Origin of the sequence: Streptomyces sp. NPDC025273, from assembly GCF_040638585.1 — a bacterium.
Taxonomy (GTDB): domain Bacteria; phylum Actinomycetota; class Actinomycetes; order Streptomycetales; family Streptomycetaceae; genus Streptomyces; species Streptomyces cinereorectus.
Genome location: NZ_JBEZYP010000021.1, coordinates 1 through 22,340 on the forward strand (window position 1 = coordinate 1; position 22,340 = coordinate 22,340).

Sequence of the window (22,340 nt, forward strand, 5' to 3'; positions counted from 1 at the left end):
ACGGCTACACCGGCCCGATCGACGGGGCGATGGGACCCAACTCCTGGCGGGCCTACAGCAGCTTCATCAACCAGGACCGCTGGGACTGAACCACCCGGCCGCGCGGCGGCCGCGGACGCGATGGCCCGCGATTGCCGACGGCACAGAGAGAATCCCCGGTCCACGATGGTGGACCGGGGATTCTCTCGCGTATATTGATTTCTTCTGTGTGCCCACAGAAAAGGCCCCGCACCGGGGGCCTGCAAGAAATAAAGTAACCGGCTGGGAGCCATTTTGTCAAATAGGGAAAGCACCGAGTTGCAGAGGGAGCAGGAGTTCATCGACCGGCTCCACGACCGTGTCGACGCACTGCGTGGGGTCGCCTCGCACGCCGTCGAGGACGCGTTGACGCCGGTCGGGACCGGCCTGCAGGCACGCCTCGAACGCGATGTGCTCGTGGCCGAACGCTCGGGCCTGCTGGCTGCCCTCGACGCGGTGGACGGCTCGCTGTGTTTCGGCCGCATCGACCTCTCCGACGGCGTCACGCACCACATCGGCCGGATCGGGATCCGCGAGGACGACACCGCACACACACCGATGCTGATCGACTGGCGTGCCCCGGTCGCCCGCCCCTTCTATCTCGCCACCGGGCACACACCGATGGGGCTGCGCCGGCGCCGGCACCTCACCACCGAGGGCCGTGTCGTCACCGAGCTGCACGACGAGATCCTCGACCCTGGGGACCGGGAGCGCACCGGTTTCGAGGACCCGAGCGGTGACGCCGTGCTGCTCGCCGCCGTGGACTCCGCCCGCACCGGCCGCATGGGCGACATCGTGCGGACCATCCAGGCGGAGCAGGACAGGATCATCCGCGCCCCGCACCAGGGCGTACTCGTCGTCGAGGGCGGCCCGGGCACGGGCAAGACGGCGGTCGCGCTGCACAGGGCGGCCTTCCTGCTGTACGAGCACCGCGAGCTGCTCGCCAGACGCGCCGTCCTCATCGTGGGCCCCAACCCCGCCTTCCTGCGCTACATCGGCGAGGTGCTGCCCTCGCTCGGCGAGACCGGTGTCCTGCTCGCCACCCCGGCAGAGCTCTTCCCGGGCGTCCACGCACGAGGCACCGACACCCCCCGCGCCGCCGCCGTCAAGGGCGGCGAGCAGATGGCCGAGGCGCTCGCCCTCGCCGTCCGCGACCGGCAGCGACTGCCCGAGCCCGGTGCCCCGATGGTCGTCCCGCACGACGACGGGGACCTCGTCCTCGACTGGGAGATCGCCTACGAGGCCCGGCAGTCGGCCCGCGACACCCGCCTGCCGCACAACCTCGCCCGCCCGTACTTCGCCTTCCGGATCATCGACGCCCTCACCACGCAACTCGCCGAGCGCATCGGTGCGGACCCGTACGGCGGCCCCAACTTCCTGGGCCCGGACGACATCGCCCAGCTGGGCAAGAACGTCGCGGTCAGCCAGGAGGTGCACGCCGCCGTCGACGAGCTGTGGCCGGTACTCACTCCGGAGGGGTTCCTGGCGGACTATCTGGCGAAGCCCGTGTACGTGGCCGACGAGGACGCCGACGCCGTCCGGCGCGCGCACGGCGCCGGGGAGTGGACCCCGGCCGACGTCCCGCTGCTCGACGAGGCCGCGGAGCTGCTCGGGACGGACGACAGCGCCGAGCGGGCCGCCGCCGAGGCCGAGCGCCAGGAGCGCGTCGCGTACGCGCAGGGCGTCCTGGAGCTGTCGCGGGGCTCGGAGACCTTCGAGTTCGAGGACGAGGAGTCCGAGGTCCTCTCCGCCCATGACATCATCGACGCCGAGCGGATGGCGGAACGGCAGGAGGAGGCCGACCACCGCAGCGCGGCGGAACGCGCTGCCGCCGACCGGACCTGGGCCTTCGGGCACATCGTCGTCGACGAGGCGCAGGAACTGTCGCCGATGGCCTGGCGGTTGCTGATGCGCCGGTCACCGACCCGCTCGCTGACCCTGGTCGGCGACCCGGCGCAGACCTCCGAGGAAGCCGGGACCGGCTCGTGGGAAACGATCCTGCGGCCGTACGTAGGTGACCGCTACGAACACGTCCGGCTCGGCGTCAACTACCGTACGCCCGCCGAGATCATGGAGCTGGCCGCCAGGGTCGTACGGGCCGGGGACCCGTCCTTCGAGCCGCCCGGCTCGGTCCGGTCCACCGGCGAGGTGCCGTGGACACGGAAGGCCGGTGCGGATCTGGGTGACGCGGTCGCGACGGCAGTCTCGGAGCTGACGCCCGCGGAGGGACGCCTCGCGGTGATCGCACCGGTCGCGCTCCACGAGGAGATCGCCGCCCCGCTGGACGGTGTCACGGCCGGTGCCGAGCCCGATCTGACCCGACGGGTGGTGCTCCTCGCCCCACGCCAGGCCAAGGGGCTGGAATTCGACCATGTGCTGGTCGTGGAGCCGGCCCGGTTCGGGACCAGCGACCTGTACGTGGCGCTGACCCGCGCCACGCAGCGCCTGGGCATCGTCCACCGGGAAGGACTGCCCGAGGCTCTGCGCTGACGGCCCCGGCCGCGGTGCTGCCGCCGGCCCGCCCCCGCCCTCTTCGGCAATGACGCAGCGGCAACGGCCCTGGAACCTCTGTGGGTCATGATCTGCTCCCCTGTGCGGGTGAGTGATGGGTCGCGGTCGCGGGTCGGATCCGCGACGCGCAGGGGAAGTTGCCGCCCGTCGGCCTTCTGTGACAGAGCGGTGACACGTCGGGAATCCGGTCTGCTTCCCGATTTCGGGGGCAGACGTCCTTCGCCGACCGAAAAGGAGTTGCGTCATGCTGGGTATAGCCGCGGCAGTACTGTTCTTCATCGCTTTCCTGATCAACGCCGCCGACATTTCCACCAACGAGGTATTCGCCTCGGTGAACGTCATGCTGATCGGACTGACTCTGCTGGCCCTGCATGTGGCGGGCGTCGGCAGCGGCCTGCAGGCCAGGTCCCGTAGGCGCTGACCACGGCCAGGTGCCGCGCGCAGTCGCGCGAGCGCCGCTGCCAGCGCCTCCTTGGAGCCGGGTCCCGGCGCCCCGTGGAAGACCGCGGGGCGCCGGCGCCGTCCGCGGACCGGTCCGCGCCGATCGGCGGGTCCGCCCCCGGGCGGACGCCGGACCGGCAACGGGGTTGACGACGAGCCGTGATCCGGGTTCGCTCGCGAGACATCGTGGCCGGCCGGTGGGATGACAGAGCCGGCCCGCGCACGCCAAGACGCCGGGAAGAGGAGCGGGAGAGGGACGGGGGGTTGCATCGCGTGAGTCATGGGCTCATCACGCGGAGGGGGATGCGATGAACAGCGACACAGAATCTCGGGGGGTGCGGCGCGGCTTGTGGAGGCGGTTACGGGGGCGGGTCGTCCCGCTGGTCGTGGTGGCCCTGGGCGCCACGCTGCTGACCGCGCCGGCGGCGGCGGGAGCGGCGCGTGCCGCCGGTCCGGCACCGTGTCCGCAGCTGCCGTGTCAGGGGTCGGACCCCGGGGCCGTAACGGGGTGGCAGTCGGGCGGCGCGCCGAAGGTGGTCAAGGAGGCCGTGCTGGCCTCGGGGACGCGCGTCAAGCTGTTCACGGGCAAGCCCGCCTGGGACACGGCCGGTTGGGTCTACTCCTGGGCCGAGGTGCAGTTCAGCGGTGCCGGGGCGGGCAAGGGACGGGCGTGGCTGAAGACCGAGGAGAATCTCGGTGACGGGATCAACATCAAGTCGGCACTCGAGCATCCGCGTTCGTACCGGGACACCAGCGGCACGACGGGCATGTACGTGTACGAGACCACGCGGTACGGAGTGGTCCACGCGAACGCCGCCTGCGTGACCGACGGCGAGGAGACGGGATGCGTCAACGCCATCACGTCCGAGGTGGTGCCCGCCGGCCCCTGCGCGGGCTGGTGCTCCGAAGCCGATCCGGACGCGATCGCGGTGTCGGACTGGTCCTATGTCGAGCGCTCCGAGTACGACCGTGTCCAGCTGCCGTCCGGCGCCACGGTGCAGAAGGCCCACGGCCGGCTGAAGCAGGGCAGTTACCTGGGCTGGGCCGAGGGAGAGCTGCCGGCCGGGGGCCGGTTCTGGCTGGAGGCGTGGCAGGGGTCAGGCCGATGGGGCGAGGTGTACACGGAGTTCACGCCCGAGGGAGCCTCGCGCACCAGCTCCGGTTCCACCCGGGCGTACTCCTGGCTGCCGGAGCTGCGGGCATGCGTGAGCGACAGCAGCGGCACCGCCTGCACGAGGGACCCGGAGGCGACGACGACCGCCCCCACCGAGGCGCCCTGCGCGGTGCTGCCCTGCCAGGACGTGGACCCGGCGACGGTCACCGAGTGGATGCCGAACTACGAGCCGAGCCTCGTGGAGGACGCGAACATCTACCAGGGCGGCCGGCTGAAGATCTACGAAGGACGCCCGGCCTGGGACCCGCACCACTTCTACTACTGGGGTGAGGCCGAGCTCCCGCCCGGCCGCGACGGGGTCTCCGCCACCCTGATGACACACACCGCGTCCGGCGCGGACTCGCGAGCCCAGCGGCCGGTGGCCGTTCCGGGCACCGGGCTGACCGCATCCGGGACGACGAGGATGACGCCGATCGACCCGCTGTCCGGCAAGCAGATCGCCGGGCTGGTCGTCGACGGCACGAACTGGGCCTTCGCCACCCACCAGGGCAACAACATCGACATGACCGACGCGGAAGGGCCGGTCGGTCCCTGCACCCCCGGCGAGGAGTGCGAGGGCGTGAAGCCGTCCTCCGTCACGAAGTGGGCCTCGGTCGCCACCGGCTGGGCGACGGCGGCGCTCCCCGGTGGCGCGGCGGTCACGCTCAGCGGCTCCCGTCCTGTCTGGTCGGTCTCCGACTACTACGCCTGGGCGCACACGACCGGCCAGGGCGTGACCGTCTGGCTCGAGGACAGGCAGCCGGACGGCTCGTACCAGAAGGTCGCGGGCGATACGGAGATGAAGGCGACGTCCGGGCAGTACGTGCGCGCCTGCATCAGCGACGGCTCCGCCACGACGTGCACGAAGGCACTGGGCTGACGACAGCGGACGGCTGGATCTCGAGCAGGCCGGCGAGAAGCGGGGGTGATCTCCTCGGTGGAGAGCAGGTGATCGGTGAGGTGGCAAGGGCCTGGACCTGCTCACGGTGGTCCCAGCCGGGTTGCACAAAGCCCCGTACCGCACGGCGTGGAAGTCGCACGCATCGCGAGTGAGGACGGCCCCGAGTCGAGCCGCGGCCTGCTCCTGCGGGCGGATACTGGCTGCCGCTGGGCTGGGCACGGATCCGTACCCGCCCAGCCGCAAGGGCGTCCGGGCGTCATGCGATCTGCCCTCACCGCGGGCGCTCCGGCCCTGACGAGGGAGCTGTGAGGGCCGGAGCACCCCGGCCCTCACAGGGCAACGTCACTCCTTCGCGTCGAGGGCCCCCAACGCCGCGTGGAGGACCGGCTCGACACGCACGCGGTTGACGTCGCGGTCCAGCGCCTGGAGGGCTTCCAGACACAGGAGCGCCCTACGTGCGTCATCGGGAGTGAGGCCCGTCAGTTCGGCCGCAGCCGTGCAGTCGGCGGCGGAGTTCCAGCCGGTGCCGAGCTGCTCGACAACAGCGCCATACACGGCCCTCACCGACTCGTTCTCCCAGAGGCCCACCGCCTCGACGAACTCCTCCGCACTCTCCTTCCGTCCGAGCCACTGCTCCAGTTCGGCCAAGGCGCGGTCCTGATCGCGGTACCGTTCGCGCAGCTCCAGGAGACGATCCAGCAGGAAGGGCCAGCCGCCGGTGGCCAAGGCCAGCCGGGTCAGCCTCTCCTCGGCCTCATAGGCACTGTGGTATTGCGCCCAGTCCCGCAGGCTGCGCTGGTCGTACCGGCGCAGCACCACCATCATGGCGTCGGCAGCCGCGCCGAGCCGCTCCGCCGCCTCCGGCTCGTCGAACAGATCCCGCCAGAAGTCGAGCTGGGCAGCGCTGGACACCAGGACCACGGACCGGGTGGCGCCAACGGCCTCGGGAAGGATCGTCCTGGCCTGTTCCAGGGATTCTCTGCAGGGCTTGTCGCTGCACAGCGCGAGGTCGCTGATGATCAGCCGCCGTTCGGCGGCCCGGCCGGCCGCGAGTGCCCTGCGGTAGGCGTTGGCGTTGCCGATCGCCGGCAGCGTCCAGCCAGCCACCCGGCCGGTGGCGTCCCGCAAGGTGCGCTCCACATCCGCGATGCCCGTCGCCCGGGTGCCCAGCACGATCCGCACCTGGTTGCCACCTTCGCCGAGCAGGCGGTCGATCTGCTCGATCGTCAGCGGTGCGGAGCGTCGTCCGTCGTCGAGTCCGGGCCTGCTCTCCAGGACAACGGCCTCCTCCAGCCGCGACTCCCGCTCGGCGCCCAGGAGTCGCGCCTCGATCTCTTGGGCGGTGCCAATCATGCGCAGGGCGTTCGGGCCGCGGAGGTGCCAGCCCTGTCCGTCGTGGTTGGGTGCCAGGACCCCGAGGCCTACCATCTCCTGCAGGTAGGCCCGGAAGCCCTCGCTGTCCAGCTTGTCGAAACCCTGCGGCCACCAGCCTGCGCACTCGTCGCGCAGTTCGCGGTCGCTGAGCCGGGTCTCCAGACCGTTGTCCCGGGCGTGCTGGGCCAGGACGTTGGCGATGACGTTGTAGCGGTCGTCGAGGGCGAGGGTGTCTTTGAACGCCGCGGTGATGTCCGAGCGCAGCGAGGCATCCTGCTCCACCGCGTCCACGTCGTCGGCTTCGATGGTGTAGGGCGGCGGTGTGAGGGGTTGCCTGGATCGTTTGCCCTGCATGACCTGCACCATCCTGCTGCCGAAAATCTGCAGCAGGAACGGCTGGTAGGAACAGAACCCGAGCACCCGGTTGACGAGATCGACGTCGGCGAACTCGAAGCCGAGAGCCCGCATCGGGTGGACGATCAGGTCCGCGGCGAACTGCGGGGTGAGCGGTCCAACGACGGTCGGTGTCTGCGCCAGATGGCTGAACGGGCCGTTCCTGGCGATCCGGGTGAAGCGCTGTACCGAGTGCAGACCGGCGAAGACCACCTTGGCCCGGCCACGGGAGTCCTCCCCCAGACCACGCAGTCGGCGGGTCTCCGTGCACTCGGGTACGTCCGCCTCGAAGAAGCGGTCGCACTCGTCGAGCAGGATGAGCAGCCTCCGATCGGCGTCCTGCTCCAGCCACGTGGCAATACCGTCCGTGACCCGCTGCCATGCCTCGGGCCTGGGGCCCTTGCGACGGGGCTCCTCCAGGACGCCTTCCTTGGTCAGCTCCTGGTCCAGCGTGGTCCAGATCGCCGCGGCACCGAGAGCGGTGCCCTTGCCGATGCCGATCTTGTCGAGGTTGAGGTACAGCTTGCGGTACGAGCCTGGACGCTGCTCCACAAACCGGTCGCCCGCATCGGCGAGCAGCGCGGACTTGCCTAGGCCTCGGCCGCCGTAGATGATCTGCGTTCCGGCCGGGTCGATGATGCTGGCCCTTTCCCGGTCTCGGCCGTAGAACATTTCACGGCCGATCTGACCTCGCTTCTCCTTGATGTAAGGGTTCACGCCCGAGAACGGCAGCAGTGTCTCGGTCGCTGCGTCCACCCGCCGGTTGCCGTGCGCGGCGAGGTAGGCGAGGGCGGCGTCATCGAGGACCAGGATGGGCTTGCTGCCCTGCGAGGCGGCAGCGAGTTCGGTGCGCGTCCTGCTGTCGAGCGTACCGAAATGCACAACGAGCAGACTGCTCTCATCGGGGTCCTGGGAGATACGGCTGACCAGCAGCTTCGCTGCCGGGCTCCCCCAGATCAGCAGGGCACGGAGCTTGTTGCCGCGGTCCTTGATCTGCGAGCCGAAGGCCGGTGCCCAGGCGCGTCCGGTGACCTGGGTTTCCGACAGTTCGAAGAACCGGTAGTCCTTGCCGTAAGGCAGCCCGTGCAGCGGCCGTGCCCTTTTGGCCTCGAAGCCGAGCAGGGCCAGGGCCGGAGTGAGGTCCTCGCGCGGATTGATGTTGGCCCGTTCCCGTGCGGAGGCGAGCTTGCTCCACCGCTCCAGTGCTTCCGCGGCGCGTCCAGCTTCTCCTTCCGACAGAGACGAGTAGTCGAGCGAAGCCAGGTCACCGATCCGCTCGCGGGAGCGGACGGCCTGGATCAGCGCAGGCGTGATGCCGTCAGGCAGCGCGTCGGGCACCTCAGGGAGGAACGACTCCAAGTGTGACTCCTGCGCCCTGATCTCCGGTACCGGCTCCCCCAGTTCGAGGAAGTAGACCAGCTCCGCGGCCGTGGCCAGGCTGTCGGTGTCAAGGTTGTGCAGGACGCGCTTGCGGTCGTCCTCGCTGACGTCGGTCAGGGCCGCGAGGCGAGCTCGCAGCCGGTCGGCGGCCTGGTTCCGATAGCTGGGCAGCAGCTCTGCGACCTTGTCCAGGTTGCGCCGGATCACCGCCAGCTCGCGTGGCTCACCGCTCTCGGTGCGCGGAGTGGTGTCCGCGAGCAGCTCCGAGAGATTGACGTCCTGCTCGTCGGTGAGCGCCCCGTCCGCCTGGGCGCGGCGCAGCTCGGTCCCAAGCGCACGGGCCGTCTCGGCAAGGGCACCATGCCGCCCTCGCTCAACCCGGGTAATCCCGGCGAGGCGCTCCTCGGACACCTTCAGTTCGTTGGCCGCAGGCAACACACCGAGTTGCGCCAGGCGCAGAATGGTCCTGACGGCGGCGAATCCGTCGCGAGCGATCTGGGCATCGATCGCGTCGTCCCACGTCCTGTCCACGGCTGTCAGCAGCGCGGACACCGTGGGAACCGTACCGGGCGTACCCGGATAGTCGGACAGCTTGTACAGCTCGATGTCCAAGAGCTCGGTGACGTCGGTCTCGATCGTGTGAGGTGTCCGGGCTGATGCGGACTCGAGTTCATCAAAAACTGTTCCGAACATCTCACTGGCGGCATGGACTGCAGCCCCGGTCACCGGGCGGGACCGCTGGCCCGCGGAGGCCAGCTCACCCAGAGCGTCCTTGCGCAGCCCGAGCAGGGTCAACCGCAGACCGGCCACCGATTCGGCCGCCCAGACCGTCTCCTCGGACCGGGCGACACCCCATGCGCGCTGAGCAGTGTGCCATTCCCAGACAGCGCCACGCACCCGCTCCACGAACTGACGGATGTTGGTCCGTCCGGCCCCGTGGATGGCGCGTCCGCCGGTACCTCGCAGTCCGCCGTCCATACGGTCGATCTCGTCCTCGACGCGTGCGGGCCGGTCCAACTGCTCCAGGAGGGCGGTCGCGCGCTCCTGAGCATCTGTGGCACCGTCCACGACAGCTGTCAGGACGCTTCCGAGCAGCCCTTGTGGCATCAGCCACTGCTTCACCATCTGGGAGGCCCGCTGGAAACGCATCCTCGGGGGCACGAGCAGGTTCCGGCACGCTTCGACCGTCTCCTCCACGCGACTCTCACTCTGCGAGGCGTCAGCGACGACAGTGTGCAGCGGGGCGAGCAGCAACGCGCTGTTCAGGGTGCGTTCCGCGACCTCCCCCGCCACCTGCTGGAGGGTGTCGGGCAAATGTTGTGACAGGGCCCGGAGCTGCGCTCCGACGACCGGGGCTCCGGTCGCGAGCGCAGCGCGGACGAGAACCGGCAGCAAGAGCAGTTCCAGCCCGCCGGCTGCTGCGTCCTCCTGTACGTCCCACTCGTGCAGTGAGTCTTCGACGAAGCGGGCTGCACGGTCGGAGCGCGGGTTCAGAAGGCTCGAGACGGCGGACAGGCGCAGCACAGTGGCCTCTGCAGTACTGCGTCCGGCTGTCTGCGACAGGTGGGCGGCCAGTCCGAACCGCTTCTCGGCGACGAGGCGGGCCAGTGTCTGCTCGATGTCTTCCGGTCGGGTACCAGCGGCAGTTACTCCGGTCGATCCCGGTTCCGTGCCAGCGACGGAAGCGGATGGTGCGACGGCGACCGACACCACGAGCTCACGGGATTGAGGAATGACGGTCGGCGCCGCAGGCGGGCTGGAGGGCTCGGAGGTGCCAGTTCGGGCAGGCGGTTCGGGGGGAGGCGCACCGGCACCGGGCACACTGATCGGCTCGACCGGCCGCTCGGGCTCCGCGGCAGCAGCGAGGTCCTGCTCGCCCGCCGCGGTCTCATCGGTGTGCGACGGGACGGCGGTGTCGTCGCCGGTGGCCACGGAGATCTGGTCGTACAGGACGGCTGCCACCGCGTACGAAGGGTGCGCCAGCGACAGTTGCTGCTGCACTTCCACGATCGCCGACTCGGCTCCTGGTTCCCCCTTGAGTCCGACAAGGCGCACCAGCAGGGTGAGAAACCGAACCGTGGCGTCGTCCTGCTCGTCCCACTCACCTTTTGTGAGCAGCTCCCCGGCTCGCTGGCGGGCGTCCGTGATCACCTCGTCCACCGGGCTGCCCGGCGCGCAGCAGAGGGTCAGCACGGTGGCCAGGAGGTGGCGGGCCCGCTCACTCCTCTCGTGCTTCTCCGTGGTCACCCGGAAGGCGTCGATAGCCGAAAGCAGTTCCGCGAGACGATCGGCGACGCCTGTGACCTCGACTGTCGCAAGGAGATCATGCACCCGGGCGAAGGCAGGCGTGACAGAGGCGAGTACCGCCAGGTCGGCGGGGTTGGGCGGGATGCCGTCCAACAGGGCGCCCCGCACCCGCTCCACGGCTTCCCGTGCTGCGTCGACGGTGTCCTGCAGCCCCGCTCCCGCCGAGGCGAGGTCATCCGGAGAGACCGGGCCGGGTGTCGATTTCTGGTCCGCTTCCCTCTGCTCCTGCTTGGGTGCGCACTCTGCTGTGAGTTGCTCCGGTGCCTCGCTCCGGGTCTGCCCTGGGACCGGAACGGTTGTTCCTTCCTGGCAGTCCTCTGCCGCCCCGGCCTCCTCCGTGACGGGCAGAAGACCAAAACCGGGCGTCGCGTCGATCACCCGCTGGGCTGCCTCCGTCACCGCCTCGCGGGCCTCATCGCCCGCGTCGGCACCGCACCAGTCGTGCCGGGAAGCCCACATCAGCACGCGGGCGTCGAACGCCGACGCCTTGAGGTGGGAGAACAATGCGAGGCAGACAAGGCGTGGCCCCCACCGGTCCACCGTTACATCCTCCTGCTGGGCAGAAGTGTGTACGTAGGCGGCGCAGACGACATCGTTGCTGACCCGAGCGGTCAGGTGCGACACCACGTGTCTGCGGTCCGAAGCAGGCTCCAACCGCCTCATCCGCTTGAGCACCTGTTCGCTCAGCACCCGGCCGAAGCGGCGTGGTTCAACCTTTCGGAAGCCGAGCCGACGCATGATGGCCTGACGATCCTGCGGATTGAGTGAGTTCAGCGCAAACTCGGTTTCTTCCACAGTGAGTTCACCGAGGGACGAGTCCAGCACCGGACCGAGTCCGTCGAGTGCTGCGGCGAGATGGTCGATGAGATCGACAGGAGTGTCGGGCGAAGGGAACATAGGGGCTTTCCCCACAGGGTGGCTGACTTGCATTCAGTATCGACCTCTTGTTCATCGATGCGATGGATGTGCGGTGGCATATGGGAAGGCGGCGGTTGTCACCGAAGGGCTTGCTTCCCTCCCGGTGACCACCCGGACGGTCAGCGTCGGCGGGAATGGGCGGTGACGAAGGTGTAGCCCGCGGGCAGCTCCCATCCGTCCGCCTTCCCGACATGGCGGCAGTGCTCGCGGTAGGCATCCCGCTGCGCGTCTGTCGGCTCCCAGCCATGGGGAAGTCGCCGTACGAAGCCGTGGACGAAGTGCTCGACGCTCGTGAACTGCAGCACCTCGTGCCGAGCGCCGGACCGTGACACCGCCACAAGGCTCGGCTCATAGCCGATCAGCGGAATCGGGCGTTCGTCGTCGCGGGCAGGGTAGTGCGGCTGGCCGTCCGCCCCTCGGCTGCCGGTCTCCGCGTAAAGGTGCTGCGCGGCGAGGAGTTCACCGAGCGCCCGTTCCAGTGCAGTGTGCTGGTGTACGGACGGGACCGACGCGTAGACGACTCTCGGGAGAGCCACACGGTCCAGCAAAGCGTGGCCGTCGGGCGTGAGCAGGCCACAGCGCCGGACGGCACGCAGCACGAGGCTCCGAGAGTCGAGCCCGACGGCCGAATCACTGCTCCGGCTGCTCCCCGGGGCACCGTCGCGGGTCAGTACCTGGGGGTCGTAGCGATGCGTGATGATCTCTCCGTCGATCTCGACAGGTTCTCCGAGCTCGACCGTGGAAAGCCTGAACACCGTACCGCCACGTGGCCACTGCACGTATACGCGGATCCCTGGGAAGAAATCGGCGGGCCACTGGAGGCCGCGGAGCATACCGGTTGCCTCGGTAAGGTCAGCGGTGACCACCTGACCGCCATTCCCGTTGTGGTGGAGCACTTCGAGCTGGACACTCAGACGATCCATACCGAGCAGGAGCAGCCCGTCGCGGACCAGCCGGCTCAGCGGCAGCCGGCCCTCCGCGAGATGAACCAGGCGCAGGGGGATCTGCCAGGAGACTTCGCTGTCGGTGATCCGGAGGTATTCCCTACCGCCGATCGTGTCATCGGCGGCTCTCTCGTCGGCAAGCGGTGCGTCGGGCAACTCCTCCTCGACGAAATCCGCTTCGACAGGTTCGGCTCCGGCCGCTTCCTTGGCCGGGTCGCGCTGCTGCGGCACGGCGATGCCTCGCGCCTCGGGTGGATCCAGCGCGTCTCGCCATCCGCGCCCCGCTGGAACGAGCGGATCACTGCCGTCGCTCTCCTCCGCCCCGGGGTGGTGCGAACGCCAGACTCCGCCTCCTTCGAAGCCGTCGTCCAGCGTGATGCGCACGCCGCTTCCGCCACACAGCCCGTTGTCGGTGTCCCCGCGCACGAAGTCTGCAAGCGCAAGATTTGCCCGGCACACCGAGACCGCGTACTCCACACCGGTGAGCAGCGGCTCGGCACCGTCGATCCCGCGCAACCAAGGTCCGACCGCCGTGTACGTGGTACGCGGACCGTGCACATTATGGCGGCGGCCAGCCGGGGGAGCCGCAGCTCGCTCGACGGAGGCGGTGAGGGCGCGGAGGTCCGCTCCGCCCAGCGGACCGTCCTTCGTGAGTCCGGCCCCGATGCGCGTGCGGGTCAGCGCGTAGTGGCCCCAGCAGCGCAGTGCGTCGCTGGCACGCAGGGCGTGGGCTACCGTGTCGAGCAGTCCGGCCAGCGCCTGTTGTAACCGTTTCTGCCCCGTTCCGCCCGCCAGTTGCACGATGGACACCGGCACGAGAGGGCTCAGCAGCGATTCCCGCTGGTGGGTGAGCAGGTGATCCACGAAGGCTACGGTCGGGTCCAAGCGTGCCTGACGCGTGGAGGCGTAGCGGGCGTCCACAACGACGTGTCCGTCTTTGTCGAGCCACTTCTGCCGGGCTCGGAAGCGGGCAAGTTTGGCCTCACTGAGCTGAAGCGCCGGCCCGAAGACCATGAAGTCGGGAACCAGCAGCTCTCGGCGCAGCGGGTCAGGCGGTTCGTCACGGTCACCCGCCCCCGTCGCACCGGCGGGTGCCCCGGACACCCAGGACGGGAAGTGATCGTGTTCCGACGCAGCCGAATGTCGGCCCTCCCTGTGCACGATTTCGGCATACAGCGGATCGGAGCCGGTTTCGATGCGGACGAGCGCTCCGACAGGGAGGGCCGGTGCCTCGTCGCCCAGGGTCAGCGTCGGGAAAGCGTCGATATCGAAGGCTCCGTTGCCGTAGCCCTCGCCGGCGAGTTCGTAGCCGAAGTAAGCGGCGTTGAAGGCCACCGCGGTATGCACCGGACATTGCCTATCGGCGACCACGGCTTCCACATACCTACGCAGCCGGTCCATCTCCGGGACTGGAGTGGCACTGTGCCCGCCGGTCATCGCCGGAGTGAGCACGGGTTCGTGCTCGTAGGGACGCCACGGGTCAGTGCCGGTCACAGTGCGCGCCATCGTCGCGTGTCCGCCCTCTGAATTCGGAGTCGGCGCCCTCTTGACTCCCGGGTCGCAGCCGCACCCGCATGACCCAGAATCGATTGTTCATCGATCAAGCACCTACCTCCCCTCTTGCTTCTGCTCCGACCACACGCCTCATCACCCACCGCACGGCCGGAGTCCTCCCGGGAGCAGACAGGGCCGTGCTCGGGGGCCATGCATGGCCTAACGGAAAGTTCACCACAGGACTCTTTGGGAAATCCGTGGAATGACCGGAATCGCGGAGGGGACACCTCCTGAAGATCCTGTTCCGGCCTCTGCACCCCGGCAGGCAGGCGCCGATGCGAACAGTACCTCTTCCCTACTGGCACCCCGCATGATCTGGCGACCACGACTGATCCGGTCGGCGTCCCGGCCGCTCGCCTCGACTACCCGGCTCGTCACTCGACCGCCTCGTCGCGCTCGGGTGACCAGGGACTGCGAGCAGTTCGGCGAGCTCGTGCCCGCCTAGCAGAGCTCCGGGTTCTCCGGTGCGCCGCCGGACATCGTGATGTGGGTCAGGACCTCGGCCTTGGTGGGAAGCGCGGGTATCAGCTCGCCGACCCCCGTGACGTCCAGCAGCCTCGTGAGGTGTGGTGGTGCGGCGGCCAGAGACAGGGATCCGTGCCGGTCCTTCGCGTACCGCAGGATGGCGATCATCGTATTGAGACCGGAGGAGTCACAGAATTCCAGGGGCTCCATGTCCAGGACCAGGTGTGGTCTGCCCTGTCTGATCAGCTCCAGGGCCCGCGTCCGCAAGGCCGGCGCACTGTCCACATCGATCTCTCCCGCGACGGTGAGGACGGCGATCGAGTCCGCCGGGAGCCCGACAGTGAGGGTGAGGGGCTGGCTGTGCGTCATGGGTGTCAGTGCTCCAGGCCGGGAGCGGGTCGCCGTCGTGGCAGGAGCGGCGTGGCCCGCTGGAAGATCACGCGTCAGTTGTCGACTGCCGAACCGTACCTCATGACAACTGTTGTCATGAGGAAATCATCAGAGGCGGGCGGCGGTCCCGGAAGCCTGTTGCGGACGGGGGTACGATATTCGGGGCCGCGTGTGTGTCCTGGATCCTCGGTTCTGGGTTTCCGCACGAGCGCATCGGATGCCCGGCTCGATTGCTCGGTCCGGCGGCCAGACGGACGAGTGACGCGACGCCGGATCGGAGTGACATCGACATGGGCCTGAACCCCGAACCCGACCACCGGTCGCGGGATGCGGCCCGTGAGGGTTCCGAGTTCGTCGAACTCCTCGAGGTCCTCTGGGAGCACGGACGGGAAGCCGTACCGACGGGCCCGGTCTCCCCGTCCCAGCTCCGCGTGCTGTACACGCTGGACCGGGAGGAGGGCATCAATCTGCGGATGCTCGCCGAGGCCCTGGGATCGGCCTCCCCGTCGGTCAGCAGGCTGTGCGACCGGCTGCAGGCCACGGGCTTCGTCGAGCGTGCACCCAGCCCGGTGAGCCGCCGGGAACTGGAGCTCCGGCTGACCAGCCACGGCAAGGCATATCTCGTCGACCTGCGTATGCGCAGGGAAGAGATACTGATGTCCACGATCGACGCCATGCCGGCCAAGGCGCGGCGTTCGCTCCTCGAAGGGCTCAGGGCCTTCCGCAACGCGGCAGCGCCCTCGGGGCAGGACAGCGACGGGGCGAGACCCTTGCGGTCGGCCGGATAGCGGCCGACCGCCCGATCGGCGCGGGTCACACCAGCGCGTCGCCGGTGGAGGGTTGCCGGCCGAACCAGTCCAGGCAGACGACCAGGGCGTCGTCGTCCAGCGGTGCGGCACCTCGGTAGTCCCGCAGATCGCGGAGCACCGCCAGAGGCACCTGCTCGGACGGCAGGAAGCGATGCGCGGACAGCGATCGCGCGAGGGCACGCCGCCCGTAGTGCTCCCCCGCCGCCGACGCGCTGTCGTAGACACCGTCACTACCGATCAGCAGCCGGTCGCCCGGCTCCACCCGCAGGCGCTCCGCGACGTACTCCGTCTCCTCGAACATGCCCAGGGGGAGCTGTGCGTCGAAGTCGACGGACTCGACACCGCGTCCTCTCAGCCGCCACATGCGGGGGGACCCCGCGTCCACGGCCTCCACATCACCCGTGGCCAGATCGAAGCGCAGCAGCAGGACCGACGCGTGCAGCGCGCCGCGGTACTGGGCGTAGACGGCCTGGTCGGCGAGGCTGGCCTGGCCGGGAAGGTCGAGGCCGGCACGCCGCGCGTTGCGCAGTGCGTTGACGACGAGATTGGTCAGCAGAGCCGCCTCCATGCCCTCCCCCATACCGTTGGTGACGGTGAGCGTGAGGTGATGGGCCGACACCGACCAGTCGAAGTTGTCGCCGTGGATCGCGTACGCGGGCTCCAGGTGGGCACCCAGGGAGAATTCGGGACGGGACACGGAGCGGCCGGGCAGCAACTGCCACTGCATCTCCGCGGCAAGGGTCAGCCGTGTGGCGCGGCGGGCGAGGAGGTAGAGGTCGGTGTCCCGCTCGGCGACCAGGATCTCGTGGCCGAGCGCTTCGCAGATCTGCTGTATCTCCGCGAGGTCCGCATGCGACCACTCGCCCTCCCGCGCCGTGACGGTGAGGACACCGAGCCGGTCGCCCCGGACGGTCACCGGCAGATGCGCGGTCGCCGGCCCTGTCGTGGTCCGCGGCGACACATACGGTTCCTGGGCGCCGAAGGCCCGCCCCTGCGGACTGCCATGTACGTGCACCGGCTCGGCGAGAGGCGCCTCGGACACCACCTGGAGCGTGGTCATGCCGTAGTCGGCGAGCCGCAACTCCACGTCCTGTACGTCGTACTGCTCCCGCAGAGCCGCCGTGGCGACGTCGAGGAGCAGATGGGGTGCGGCCTTGCGCAGCTCCCGCTCGACGGCAGCGAATCTGTCCACGTGATCCTGTTTCTCGTCATGCCGTGCCGAAACCCGGACCGTCCGTGGGCCCTGGCCGTCGGCCTCCAGCGTACGGGGCCTGTACCCGATCCGGCACGGCGCGCCCAAGAGGTCGCACCGGCAGTCGGCACTGTTCATCTTACGATGCCAGGAGACAACTGTTTCCGCGCAGCAAGATAATTCGCGTCAACGCGCATGGCCCTCCCCAGTCGGGGCAGGGGCTCGTCAGGAAGCGCGCTGAGTACCAGGGAGGGTGGGAACAGAAGTGATTGCTGAACAGACTGCCAGAGTCGTACCGACCGACGGGGTGTCGGTTTCGGATGCTTCGCCGGAGCGCGTCGGCGAGCTGCCCTGGATCGAGGACGCGGGCAAGGTGGCCCCGAAGGACGCCCGCGCTCTGTCGGCGCTGTTCTTCGAGCAGCTGCAGGTCCTGGAGGAGGGCACGCGCGAGTACCAGTACGCGCGCAACACCCTCATCGAGATGAACATCTCACTGGTCCGGTTCGCCGCACGCCGCTTCCGCAACCGGGGCAGCGGTGACATGGAGGACATCACCCAGGTCGGGATCATCGGGCTCATCAAGGCCATCGACCGGTTCGAGCTCTCCCGGGAGGTCGAGTTCGCCACCTTCGCCGTCCCCTACATCGTCGGCGAGATCAAGCGCTTCTTCCGCGACACCACCTGGGCAGTCCACGTTCCCCGACGGCTGCAGGAGCTCCGTGTGGATCTGGCCAAGGCGCGGGACGAACTCTCCACCCGCCTGGACCGCGACCCGACGGCGAAGGAACTCGCCGAATATCTGGATCTCTCCGAGGACGAGGTCATCGAGGGCATCATCGCGTCGAACGGCTACACCGCGGGCTCCCTGGACCTGCCGACCGACACCGGGGAGAAGCCGGGCACGGCGTCCCGCACCTTCGCCGACATTCTCGGCGAGCCGGACTCCGCCATGGAGACGGTGGAGAACCTGCACGCCCTGGCCCCGCTCCTGGGAGAACTCGACGACCGGGAGCGTCGCATCATCGAGATGCGCTTCGGCCAGGAGATGACCCAGTCCCAGATAGGCGCCGAACTCGACGTCTCCCAGATGCACGTCTCCCGCCTCCTCACCCGCACGCTCGGCAAGCTCCGCGCCGGCATGCTGGCCTGAACCGTTGCCCCGCCGTGCCCAGTCCCCCGTCCCGCGTCCCCGTGTCCGGCCGGTCGGGTGATCGCCCGGCACACAGGCCGTGGATGTGTGCGGCGCGAGGAGATCGGACGGACCCGGCGGGAACGGCTGCGGCCGTTCCCGCCGGTCGCGGTGCCCGGATGTCCGGGTGGCGTCCGGCGGCGAGGTGAGGGACGGCTTTCCGGCAGGCGCCGTATGCCGCGTGTGTCCACGACGCGCGGGTGCTCCCGCCCTCGGTGGTACGTGAGGTGATGCGGTGATCCGGCAGGTCGCCGCGGAGACAGGCTGACGTCGACGCAGCCGACACCGTGGGAGCCGGAGTGGTACCACGCGGTCCGGGCGGCGCGCTCGGTCCCGTCCTGCCAGGAACACGGCCCGAAGGATCGGCATCGGCCGGTGGACGGGCTGCGCAGGGACGCCCTCGGGTCCGAACCGTCACACGGCATCATGCAGGCATGATCACCATTCATCTGAAGTACGAGATCGACGCTGACAAGCTCGAGGACTTCGAGGAGTACGGACGTCGCTGGGTCCGGCTCGTCAACCGTTTCGGTGGGACGCACCACGGCTACTTCCTGCCGAGTGAGGGTGACAGCGACATCGCCTACGCCCTCTTCTCCTTTCCCAGCCTCGCCGCGTACGAGCAGTACCGCACGGACAGCATGTCCGACGCGGAGTGCCAGGAAGCGTTCGGCCTGGCTCGTGACACACGCTGCATCAAGCGGTACGAGCGCCGCTTCCTCCGGCCGCTCGACGGCCCGTCCTAGGCCGGCGGAAGGTGCGTGGCGACACCGGCCCCGGTGCCGAGGAGACAGTCCTCGGCACCAGGGTTTCCTGATCCTGCGGTCATCGGTTTCGCTGGTCACTCAGTGGTGCGGCAGTCAGGCAACGCGTTCCGCGGAGCCGAACTCCTGCTCAGCCGAAGGGGACAGTGAGAACCGAGCCGGATCCGGCCTGGACCGTCGACGGCCCGTTGCCCAGTGCGCTCCAGACCTCGACTCGGATGGTGCCGCCGTTCAGATCGCCCGGGGTCCCCGTACCGGAGAGCAGACCCTGTCTCGCCGAGGAGTAGTCCTCCCACCCGGGGACGGGGTCGGAGGCGAAGTAGCGGAACGTCTCGACACGGTCGAACGTGCCGTCACCGGTCAGGTCGTAGGACACGCGGGCCTGCTGGGCATATCCGACAGAAGTCCCGGCATCTACCTTGAAGGTGAATGCCGTGGTGGACCCCGGCTTCAGGGTTCCCTTGACGTTCTTCACCTCGTAGACCAGCGGGTTCTTCGGAGTTCCGTCGTTGTTGGTGCCACCGGCCGACGGGATGGTGTCCGAAGATGCCGGGGATGCCGAGGTCGCGAGCTTGCCGCCCGTCTGCAGGTAGAAAGTGTCCCCCGTGACGTACGGCGGGGGTGCGTCTCCGGTAGTCGTGGCGGTCACGGTGCCACTGGCCGGGCCTACCTGGTTGGCGGTGTCACGAGCTTTGACGCTGTAGGTGTACTCGGTCCCGGGAGTCAGTCCGGAGTCGGTGTAGCTGGTGCCGGGAACAGCGGCGACCCTGGTGGTGCCCCGGAACACGTCGTAGTTCTTGACGCCCTTGTCATCGGTCGCGGCGCCCCAGCTCAGCGTGACCGAGGTGTCGGTGACGTCGCCGACAGTGGGAGTACCGGGTGCGGTGGGCTTCTCGTCGGCCGGCGGCTCCTCGCCACCGCCGCCGGTGCCGCAGAGCGTCCCGAGCTTCGGGTCGTCGCCCGCTCCGGAGACGGTGGAAGCCGGTGGCACGTTCAGCACACCGCCGTCGGAGAACAGCACCGAGCACTCCTCGGCGCTGTAGTTGTGTGCGGCATACGTCCTGGTACCGCTCTTGTCGAAGACCACAGCCGAAGGCATGTTGGCCGTGACCGTCATGTCCGGTGCGCCGATGGAGTTCATCGTCGCGACCCAGTGGTAGGTGTGGGCCTTGGTCTCGCCGGCCTCGGGAACGTAGCCACCGTTCCACTGGTTCCAGTAGCTCATGGCCTTCGCCGGGTCGTACAGCGCCTGGACCTGCCAGAAGATGTCCTTCCACTCCACGGCCGGACCGCCGTTCTCCGTTTCCATCTCCGCGACGCTGCGACGGAGCATGGCCTTCTCCCGTGCCAGGTGCAGGGAGCCGCCTGTCATCGGCAGGAAGTTGATCCCGTGGATCTCCTCGGGGTTGGCGGTCCACCAGGTGGCGTAGGCGCCGCCGCTGCTCCACACCATGCCGACGACGTCGTGGGTGAAGTCCTGCGGATAGACCTGCTGGTCGGCGTCGAACCAGTACTGCGCGATGGACTCCGACTCCGTCATCATCATGTAGACGCCCTGGTCCCGCAGCGCTTTGTCACCCATGGCCGAGCCCCACATGATCAGGCCCGCACTCAGATTGATGGACTCGGAGGAGGACTCCTGGTTGTTCCCGGCGGCGAAGGCCTCGTGGCCGGCGGCCCAGCTGTGGCCGGCGTAGACATCGAAACCGCGCAGGAACGGGTATTTGGTGTCGTCCCTGGCCGGGTTGGCGGCGTCCTTGATGAGCTCCTTGACCATGCCGCCCCACTCGGAGTCCGCTGCCCAGGCGGGGTTGTACTGCGCCACGACGGCCGCGGCCATCACGTAGTAGGAGTAGTGGAAGTGGTGGTCGTTCAGCTCTTGGTCGCTGCCGTACGAGGCCGGGTAGCCGATAAGAGTGCGCCAGTCCTTGTCGTAGGAGAACTCGGAGGGTCCGCCGGCGGTGAACCACTCCTCCATCCGTCCCTCGATCAGGGTGAGGAGCTTGTCACGGCCGGCGGTGTCACCGATCTGGTCGGCGATCGGGACGAGTTGGGCCAGCTTCCCCAGCGCCTTGCCGGTCCAGTAGGTGTCGATGGCGCCGCTGAGGGGGTCCCCCTGGGTCAGGACGTCGTTGATGTAGGTCCTGAGTTTTGCCTTGTCGACACCCGCGGCACCAGGGAGCCCCGGGAGCACACCGTTGACGTTCTGGACGGTGGTGAAGGAGGTGCCTTCGCGGACCTTCATCTCACCGCGCGACGAGAGGTAGCTGTAGTCGGTCAGGGGGTCTGTCGTGTGCAGCCACTGATGGCGGTAGAGCGCCTGCAGCGTGCCTGTCTCGGTACCCTCCTTGGCCTCGGTGGTGAGCGAGTAGGTGGCCTTCACCTTGCCGTCGCCCTCGAGGTACTCCCAGTCGACCTGGGAGCCGGTCACGAAACTGAAGGCGTATTTCTCGTAGTCGGCGAGGGCCCCCGTGCTGGGCAGGACCGCCAGGGAGAAGTACTCCTTGACGCCGAGGCCGGCTCGGATCTCGTTGCCCGAGACGGTCCAGTCGCTGCCGCTGGGGGCGAACAGAGCGTAGTGGTGACCGGCGATGGTGATCCCGAGGACATTGCCCTGATCCGCGAAGACGGTCGGCGGGGCTGCTGCGCTGATCTGCGCCGCGCCGCCGGTTCCCTCCGCGTAGACGTAAGGCAGTCCGTGCCCGACGGTCGCGCGTAGGGTGCGTGCGCCGTCGTTCCAGTAGGGGCTGACGGTCCAGTCGCTCCACCCGTCGGCCTTGGCGTCCGGCGAGTTGAGGCCCGCCATGCCGAGCGTCAGATCCGCCTTGTGGGGGAACTCGTACTGGCGTCCTCCTCCCACGATCTGATGGGTGGTGGGGTAGCCGACCTCAAGCCCTCCCGAAACGGCCTTGTAGGTGAGCGGATGGCCGTACATGTTCTCGGACCAGGGGTTGCTGGAGAACCTCTGGAAGATGAGCGAGGACCACCAGTCGTTGGTCGGCACAGGCGTGTCGGCCATCGAAGGTGTGACCTTCGGTTTGACCGCCTGGCCCCCGTTGTTCGAGGGACCCTGGCGGCCCGCGGGGCGGACGTCGCTGTAACTCCCCTTTCCTACCTCGATGGTGGCTGCGGAGGCGACACCGGTGCTGACGGTGGCGACCAGAGCCGACGCGACCAGCGTGGCCGTGGACAGCAGCGCCAGATATCTGTGGGGTTTCATGCGCAACCTCTCTTTGAGAGCGCTCTCAAGACGGGCCAACGTAGGGGTGTGTAGACAGCTGGTCAATACTTCACGTCAAGACTCATACCTCTCCGTGTCCGGCCGGCCCTCACCTGCCGACAGGTATCTCGATCGGAGCTCGCGCACCCCGCACCCCTGGTCTATGCGTATGCACATGAGTCATTCGATGCCTGAACCGCTGAACGCGCCAAGAATCAATCGATAGAGGACAGATGACAGCACGGCAACATTTGCATACGAAAAAAGAAGAACGGAGCGTGCCCGGCGAGGGGCAGGAGCCCTGGGAACGCACTCAGCAGACCGCGCCACGGTGCGACCATGCTGACGCGAGGAGCAGGACGACAAGGCGGAGAGTCGGGACGGGTCGCCGCCTGCCCGAACAGGCCGTGCGGCCTG

At 68.7% G+C, this 22,340-nt stretch carries 11 protein-coding genes; 6 read left to right on the forward strand and 5 right to left on the reverse strand.

The window, feature by feature from the left end; all coding sequences use genetic code 11:
• Window positions 1-297 precede the first annotated feature (297 nt).
• The 3 genes from AB0F38_RS27125 (at window position 298) to AB0F38_RS27135 (ending at window position 5,003) form a co-directional block, all read left to right on the forward strand.
• Entirely contained in the window at window positions 298-2,508 is a 2,211-nt protein-coding gene (locus tag AB0F38_RS27125) for a helicase (RefSeq protein ID WP_361898586.1), read from the forward strand.
• 265 nt (window positions 2,509-2,773) lie between these two features.
• On the forward strand, window positions 2,774-2,950 hold the full coding sequence (locus AB0F38_RS27130) for a hypothetical protein (RefSeq protein ID WP_361898589.1): 177 nt from the start codon (window positions 2,774-2,776) through the stop codon (window positions 2,948-2,950).
• A gap of 328 nt (window positions 2,951-3,278) precedes the next feature.
• Window positions 3,279-5,003 carry a hypothetical protein gene (locus AB0F38_RS27135; protein WP_361898592.1) on the forward strand — a complete coding sequence of 575 codons (1,725 nt, stop codon included), beginning with the start codon at window positions 3,279-3,281 and terminating at the stop codon, window positions 5,001-5,003.
• 363 nt (window positions 5,004-5,366) lie between these two features.
• Here AB0F38_RS27135 and AB0F38_RS27140 read toward each other — a convergent pair whose 3' ends face one another.
• The 3 genes from AB0F38_RS27140 to AB0F38_RS27150 form a co-directional block, all read right to left on the reverse strand.
• Window positions 5,367-11,375, reverse strand: coding sequence for a hypothetical protein (locus AB0F38_RS27140; protein ID WP_361898595.1), 6,009 nt, complete (start codon window positions 11,373-11,375; stop codon window positions 5,367-5,369).
• Between the two features lie 140 nt (window positions 11,376-11,515).
• Complete coding sequence (locus tag AB0F38_RS27145; RefSeq protein ID WP_361898597.1) at window positions 11,516-13,834, reverse strand: hypothetical protein; 2,319 nt, start codon at window positions 13,832-13,834, stop codon at window positions 11,516-11,518.
• A 501-nt stretch (window positions 13,835-14,335) separates the two neighbouring features.
• The gene (locus AB0F38_RS27150; RefSeq protein ID WP_361898600.1) at window positions 14,336-14,728 is read right to left on the reverse strand and encodes an STAS domain-containing protein; all 393 of its coding nucleotides are present in this window, start codon (window positions 14,726-14,728) and stop codon (window positions 14,336-14,338) included.
• Between the two features lie 311 nt (window positions 14,729-15,039).
• On the opposite strand from AB0F38_RS27150, the gene AB0F38_RS27155 reads away from it, so the two are divergent.
• Complete coding sequence (locus AB0F38_RS27155; protein WP_361898603.1) at window positions 15,040-15,537, forward strand: MarR family transcriptional regulator; 498 nt, start codon at window positions 15,040-15,042, stop codon at window positions 15,535-15,537.
• Window positions 15,538-15,562: 25 nt separating this feature from the next.
• On the opposite strand, the gene AB0F38_RS27160 is transcribed toward AB0F38_RS27155, so the two are convergent.
• The gene (locus tag AB0F38_RS27160) at window positions 15,563-16,750 is read right to left on the reverse strand and encodes a PP2C family protein-serine/threonine phosphatase (protein ID WP_361898606.1); all 1,188 of its coding nucleotides are present in this window, start codon (window positions 16,748-16,750) and stop codon (window positions 15,563-15,565) included.
• Window positions 16,751-17,057: 307 nt separating this feature from the next.
• Between AB0F38_RS27160 and AB0F38_RS27165 the strand changes: the two genes are divergently transcribed.
• Window positions 17,058-17,900, forward strand: coding sequence for a SigB/SigF/SigG family RNA polymerase sigma factor (locus AB0F38_RS27165; protein ID WP_361898609.1), 843 nt, complete (start codon window positions 17,058-17,060; stop codon window positions 17,898-17,900).
• A gap of 473 nt (window positions 17,901-18,373) precedes the next feature.
• Complete coding sequence (locus tag AB0F38_RS27170) at window positions 18,374-18,685, forward strand: NIPSNAP family protein (RefSeq protein ID WP_361898612.1); 312 nt, start codon at window positions 18,374-18,376, stop codon at window positions 18,683-18,685.
• 148 nt (window positions 18,686-18,833) lie between these two features.
• On the opposite strand, the gene AB0F38_RS27175 is transcribed toward AB0F38_RS27170, so the two are convergent.
• Window positions 18,834-21,923, reverse strand: coding sequence for a glycosyl hydrolase (locus AB0F38_RS27175; RefSeq protein WP_361898615.1), 3,090 nt, complete (start codon window positions 21,921-21,923; stop codon window positions 18,834-18,836).
• Window positions 21,924-22,340 lie beyond the last annotated feature (417 nt).